Source organism: Bradyrhizobium sp. STM 3809 (assembly GCF_000239795.1).
In the GTDB taxonomy this organism is placed as follows: domain Bacteria; phylum Pseudomonadota; class Alphaproteobacteria; order Rhizobiales; family Xanthobacteraceae; genus Bradyrhizobium.
The window spans coordinates 1-6,461 of sequence record NZ_CAFJ01000052.1; the positions used below are offsets into that span (position 1 = coordinate 1).

Consider the following 6,461-nt stretch of genomic DNA (forward strand, 5'->3'; position numbering starts at 1 on the left):
CGAAATTCAGGTCGAAGGAGATCGTGGTTTCGAAGCCCTGGGCGTAGCCGGCCTCGGCGAGCAGCGCCTTCGCCTTCTCCATGTCGGTGACATACTTGGTCGGCTGTGGCCACGCGACCTCGGTCGCCTTGTCGGCGGCTGCACCGAACATCGGATTGGCGAGGCCGAACAGCACGGCATCGATGATCTTCTGATAGGGCATCGCGTAGGCGAGCGCCTGGCGCACCTTGGGATTGTCGAACGGCGGCTTGGTCACGTTCATGCCGATGTACTGTATTCCGTTCGAGATCGGCAGCGAGATCACGGTGTGCTTGCCGTTCGACTTCATCTCCTGGAAGTCCTTGTTCGGCAACTCGTAGGAGATGTCGGCATCGCCGCGCTCGAGCAGCGCCCGGCGGTTGCCGGCCTGCGGCACCATGCGCCAGATCACGCGCTTGATCTTCGGCAGCGGGCCGCACGCCCAGTCGTCATTGCGCTCCATGACGACTTCGGTGCCGGCGGTCCATTTCGTCACCTTGTAGGCACCGGATCCCGCCGTCTGCTGCTTGGTGTATTCGAGGCCCCACGGATCCTTGTCGGTGGCGTTCTTCTTGACCAGCTCCGAGTTGACGACGCAGGGCACGATCACGGCGAGATCGGGGATCGTCAGCCGGTCCTTCTTGAGAAAATCGACGCGCACGGTGTAGTCGTCGACGATGACGAACTGCTCCGGCTTGGTCAGCGAGCCCGCGCTCATCTGGAAGGTCGGGAAGCCGCCGACGCTGACGGCGCGATCGAGCGACCACTTGACGTCCTTCGCAGTGACCGGGGTGCCGTCGTGGAATTTGGCGTTCTTGCGCAGCTTGAAGGTCGCCGACATGTCGCCGACGGTCATGTCCTCGGCGAGCTCGGGCTTGAACTTGTCGCGGTCGTAATACGGGATGCCGCCAGGACCGCTCTTCATCTCGTGGCTGATCAGCCGGTCGTAGCAGTTCCACGACACCTCGTAGCCAGGCACGTTGGTGCCCACGCCGTGGATGTCGAGATTGTTCGGTCCGCCCTCGGAGACGATGAGCAGCGTCTCCGACCGTGCGTCGGCCTTGGCGGAGGAGATCACCGCCGGCGCCATCGGCAGCGCGGCGCCTGCAGCCAGACCGGAGACGGATTTCAGAAAATCACGACGCTTCATCAAATGCTCCCACGGAATACGACCGGCGAGAGCTATAATCGCAAGCTTCGTGCCAAGCCCGCTGTTTGGCTAAGTCATTGAATTCGCGAAGGATGGAACTCTCACGTTGAGAGACGGCACGTCGTATTGCATACAGATCGGCGATTTTGCACAAAGTTTGGACCGGGCCGAGCCATGCGATCGATTTACGCAAGCCGGATCCGCCCTGCGATTCAGGCCGGCCAGATCAAGGCCTGCAGCTCCTCGAAGCTCCCCACCCTGGACGGCCAGTCCGGAATGCAGATGTGCCGGAGCGGGTCGCTGTGCTCGTGCAACAGCATCAGCACGAGCAGTCGTCGCTTGAGCTGCCAGGTGATAGCCGCAGGCGCGAGGCCATAGCCTTCGAACAAGGCGCGCACGCGTTCGGGATGGCCCGCCGCCATGAACGCGCTCGGCCCCAGCAGGTCATATTCGCCGAACCCGGTCCTGACGTCGCCGAAGTCGAACAGCCCGCTGACGCGCCAGCCGTCACTGTCGCGCGCCACCAGGAAGTTCTCCGGAATGTACTCGCCGGTCAGGATGACGGGCTCGGGATCGCGAGGCAGCAGCACGGCCGCGTCCCGCAAGAGATCATCGAGGCGGGCCAGCAGCGGTTTCGGCAGCCCGAGCCGTTGATGACGATCATGACAGCCCGCGCGTTGCGCCTGCAGGAAGTCGGACCAGCGCGGACCAAGCTCCAGCAAAACCCCCGGCGGGACCCGCTGAACATCGGCGATCACGCGGCCGACGTGACGAAGCAAGGAGAGCTTGTCCGGCTCCGCCAGCTGCGGCCAGACATCGGAGGCAGGAACGCCGTCGAGCCGCGTCATGATCAGATAGGACCAGCCATCGCGCTGGCCCTGCTGCAACAGCTCGGGCGTGGCAACGCCGGCGAGGCGGCGGCACAGCACGCGCAGCGTTGCGCGCTCGGACAGGAACTGACTGCGGAGAAAGGCGGGGAAGATCTTCAGGATCGCGCCGTCGCCGAGCGCCGCGACCAGATTGGTGCCGCCCGCGAACGGGACGAGGCGCACCGCGCCATAGCCATGGCAGGCGGCGATGTCGGAGGCGACCGGCAGCCAGCCTGCCGTATCGGCCCGCAGGCGCCGCAACTGCGCGGCATCGGCCACGTGGGGCAGCACCATCGTCAGCGGTCCGGGCTCGCGCGCTCGAACTGCCGCAGCAGCCGGTTGCCGCGCTCGACCGCGGCATTCAGCGCCGCCTGCGCCGGCTTGCGGCCGCTGAAGGCCTGCTCCATCTCGTCCTCGATGGCGTCGCGGATCAGCACGAAAGACCCGAGCCGCAAGCCGCGCGAATTCTCCGTCGGCGGATGCAGTGTGACCTGCTCGATCGAGATCGCCGCCCCCGGATTGCGGTCGTAGAAGCCCTGGGCGCGGGTCAGATCGAACGCGGCCTGGGTGATCGGCAGATAACCCGTGTTCTGGTGCCAGGCCGCCTGGATGTCGGGTCGCGACAGATAGGCGAAGAACTTCGCGACACCCTTGTATTCCGCAGCCGGACGGTCGCGCAGCACCCACAGCGTCGCGCCTCCGATGATGGAATTCTGCGGCGCGCCTGCCACGTCGGGCCAATACGGCATCATGCCGTAGCCGACCTCGAACTTGGAATTCGCCTTGATGTCCGCGCGTGTCGCCGACGAGCCGATGAAGATGCCGCACTCGCCCTTCTGGAAGCGCGGCTCCGCGGCCTGGCCACGGCCGGCATAATCGAAGATCTTGCTCTTCTGCCATTCCGCGAGCTGGGCGATGTGACGCGTCACCAGCGGATTGTTGAAGGTCAGCACGGCATCGAGTCCGGCAAAGCCGTTGGCCTTGGTTGCGATCGGCAGATTGTGGAAGGCAGAGAGGTTCTCGACGTTGACCCAGGACGGCCACGAGGTCGTCGATCCGCAAGGCACGCCGTGCTCACGCAGCCGTCTGGCGGCCTGGCCGACCTCGGGCCAGGTCTTGGGCGCAACGGCAGGATCCAATCCTGCCGCGCGAAACTGATCCTTGTTGTAGTAGAGGATCGGCGTCGACGCATTGAACGGGAACGACAGCATGTTGCCGTCGGCATCGGCGTAATAGCCGGTGATGGCCGGAAGATAGGCCGAGGGCGAAAAGCTTTCATGCTGGTCGGCCATCAGCTCGAACACCGGATAGATCGCGCCCTTGGCCGCCGTCATCGTGGCGGTCGCGATCTCGTTGACTTGCACGATGGCCGGCTGGCTGCGCGAGCGGAACGCGAAGATCGCCGCCGTCACGGTCTCCGTGTAGCTGCCCTTGTAGCTTGGCACGATGCGATAGTCGGACTGCGACGCGTTGAAGTCCGCCGCCAGGCGGTCGACCTGCCGGCCGAGCTCGCCCGACATCGCGTGCCACCACATGATCTCGGTGGCGCCCCGCGCCGCCACGCTGCAGACAGCCGCAAACAACACGAGTCCGACCGAAAGCGAACGCCAGAAAATCCGCACCAGGGCCCCTCTTCAAATTTCGATCAAAGAACAGTGCCGGGGATGCAAATCGCAATCGGACGAAGTTTAAAGTTTGACAACCCGCGGCTGCAACAACTTTGCGGCAAACCATTGACGCGTGGCGCTTTGGCGTCAGAATGGCCTTATAGCACCGGCCAGGAGCCGACATTGAACCTTTTCGTTTCCTGGCCGACCTCATCACCAGGGGGAAAGTGTTGCCTGTGTACCGCGCCCGTCTTTCGTCAGTGTCGAGAGTGGACGCCTCGCCGGTGCTCACGCAGGCTGCGGGGGGCGCGCCTTGCCGCGCGGTCTTGCCGGAGGGCTGCGATCTCGCACCGCGAACCGCAGTGACGGCGTTTGCATTGCAACACGAGAGCTCGGCTGCGCGGGAGCGATCCTGCACGGATGAGTTCCCAAGGCGCGGCCCGAGGTAGCAATCGTGGCGCGATCCAAGCAGCGGGCCCCCATCCACCGGCCACTCAGCATGGCCGTCCTCGGGCGCGCTCGGATCGTACGCGTGCTTCGGGCTGTGCCCATCCGCTGGCGCATCCTGTCCATTGCCGCCCTCAACACCGCCGTGGTCATCGTGCTCGCCGCGCTGATCTGGAACGGCGCGCAGGTGCTGGGCACGGCCTGGGACGACGTCCGCCAGGTGCGCGAGTCCGACAAGGTGCTGGCGCTGCTGGAGAGCGAGACTAGCCGGCTGCAGAACCTCATCCACCGCTACATCAATCAGCCGAGCCCGGAGCTGTTCGCCGAGATCCTGCTGCTGCGCGAGGCCGTGCTCGGCACGCTGACGACGCGCGCCTCGACCGATCCGATGCTGTCGGGATCGGTCGAGGAGCTGGAGCGCGTCACCGTGCGCTTCCTCGACGGCTTCGGCGAACTGCGCGGCCTGCAGGCGACCATCTCCAAGACCTATGAGGAGGAAGTGCTCGGCCCGGCCCGCGACATCGCCGGGCTCTATTCGGTCATCGAGGGCGCGACCGGCCATCGCGACGCGGAGATCTGGCCGTCGCTCGGCAAGTCGCGCGAGTCTTTCACGGCGATGCTGGTGGCCGCCAACTCCTATTACCTGTCGCTGGCGCCCGCCTCCGCCGACGACGCCCGCCGCAACATCGAGACCATCGAGAAGACCATTCCCGTCATGTCGGGCCTTGCCGACAACGATCTGCAGCGCCAGGCTTTGCAGCGGCTGTCGGCGCGGACGGCGGCGTTGCGCGCAGGCTTCTCCAGGCTGACGGATCAGCTGAGCAATCGTACCGAGCTGCTGCGCAACACCATCGATGCGAGCCAGGCCGAGACCATCGCCGCCATCGACGGCCTGTCGGTGAAGATGCGCCAGCGCGAGCAGAAGGCGCAGGCGACCTTCGACAAGACGCTGCGCGACATCTCCCGCCGGGTGCTGTCGATCGCGGTGATCTTCCTCGGCATCATCCTCTCCGCCGGCGTGCTGATCGCGTTGTCGATCCGGCTGCCGCTGCAGCAGATCATGGCCGCGATGCGCGCGATCACGCTTGGCGATTACGATCGAAAGGTCCAGGGCACGGAGGCGCGCGACGAAGTCGGTGCGATGGCCCGCGCGGTCGAGGTCTTCCGCGAGAACGCGATCGCCAAGCGCAAGACCGAGGACGAGCTGCGCACGGCCAAGGAAAAGGCGGAAAGCGCGCTGCTCGAGCTCAATGCCGCGCAACGTAATCTCATCGATGCCGAGCGGCTCGCGGCGCTCGGCGGCCTGGTCGCCGGCGTCGCCCATGAGGTGAACAATCCGATCGGCATCAGCCTGACCGTGGCCTCCAGCTTCGCGCGCCGTGTCGAGATGTTCGAGGCGGCGCTGCGCTCGCCCGAAGGCGGCCTGCGGCGGTCGCAGCTCGAGGAGTTCGTGCGCACCTCGCGCGACGCCTCCGAGCAGCTCGTCGCCAATCTGCAGCGCGCCGGCGAGCTGATCCAGTCGTTCAAGCAGGTCGCCGTCGACCGGTCGCACGCGGAGCGGCGGACCTTCGTGTTGAGCGAGGCCACCGACCAGATCATCACCAGCCTGAAGCCGGTGCTGAAGCGCGCTCCGGTCACGCTGTCCGTCGATGTGCCGGAAGGGCTTTTCATCGACGGCTATCCCGGGTTCTATGGCCAGATTCTGACCAATCTGTTTCTGAACGCCGTCAACCATGCCTTTGCCGATGGCCGTGCGGGGACCATCTCGATCACGGCCCGGGCGCGTGGGGCGGATGACATCGAGATCATTTTCGCCGATAACGGCGCCGGCATGACTCCGGACGTGCAGCGTCAGGCCTTCGATCCGTTCTTCACGACGCGCCGCAACGAGGGTGGGACGGGATTGGGGCTGCATATCGTCTACAATCTCGTGACGCAGCAGCTCGGCGGCCGCATGATGCTGGAATCCCGCGAGGGACAAGGCACGACTTTTCGGATAATCATGCCCCGGGTCGCCAAGGGCGGCGCCGAGACAGCAATGGGTGACGGAACGACGCAATGGCCGAACAGGACGATGTCCTCCACCTGATCGACGATACCGGCTTCGCAGAGGACGCCCAATCGGCCCGGAAATGGAAGATCGCCGTCATCGACGACGACCATGCCGTGCATGAGGGCACCCGCTTTGCGCTGTCGGACTACAGCCTGAACGGCCAGGGGCTCGAGATTCTCTCGGCCTATTCGGCCGCCGATGGCCGCGCGCTGATGCGGGAGCACGGCGACATCGCCGCGGTGCTGCTCGACGTCATCATGGAGACCGACGTCGCCGGCCTGGAGCTGGTCGAATACATCCGCAACGAGATCCGGAAC

Annotated in this window: 5 protein-coding genes; 2 read left to right on the forward strand and 3 right to left on the reverse strand. The window is 65.4% G+C overall.

Annotated elements, in window-relative coordinates; translation table 11 throughout:
• From BRAS3809_RS02325 to ugpB, 3 genes are all read right to left on the reverse strand, one after another.
• A partial coding sequence (locus BRAS3809_RS02325) for an ABC transporter substrate-binding protein (RefSeq protein WP_035655080.1) occupies nt 1-1,168 on the reverse strand: 1,168 nt, incomplete at its 3' end.
• 212 nt (nt 1,169-1,380) lie between these two features.
• A complete protein-coding gene (locus BRAS3809_RS02330; RefSeq protein WP_008960494.1) occupies nt 1,381-2,331 on the reverse strand; it encodes an aminoglycoside phosphotransferase family protein in 951 nt (316 codons plus the stop codon).
• Between the two features lie 2 nt (nt 2,332-2,333).
• Nucleotides 2,334-3,659, reverse strand: a complete 1,326-nt coding sequence (ugpB, locus tag BRAS3809_RS02335; RefSeq protein WP_008960495.1) for a sn-glycerol-3-phosphate ABC transporter substrate-binding protein UgpB — start codon at nt 3,657-3,659, stop codon at nt 2,334-2,336.
• A gap of 484 nt (nt 3,660-4,143) precedes the next feature.
• Between ugpB and BRAS3809_RS02340 the strand changes: the two genes are divergently transcribed.
• Nucleotides 4,144-6,180 (forward strand): sensor histidine kinase, encoded by a 2,037-nt coding sequence (locus BRAS3809_RS02340; RefSeq protein WP_052523324.1) that lies wholly within the window; start codon nt 4,144-4,146, stop codon nt 6,178-6,180.
• On the forward strand, nt 6,150-6,461 hold a 312-nt coding region (locus BRAS3809_RS02345), incomplete at its 3' end, for a response regulator (protein ID WP_035655082.1). The genes BRAS3809_RS02340 and BRAS3809_RS02345, both read left to right, overlap by 31 nt.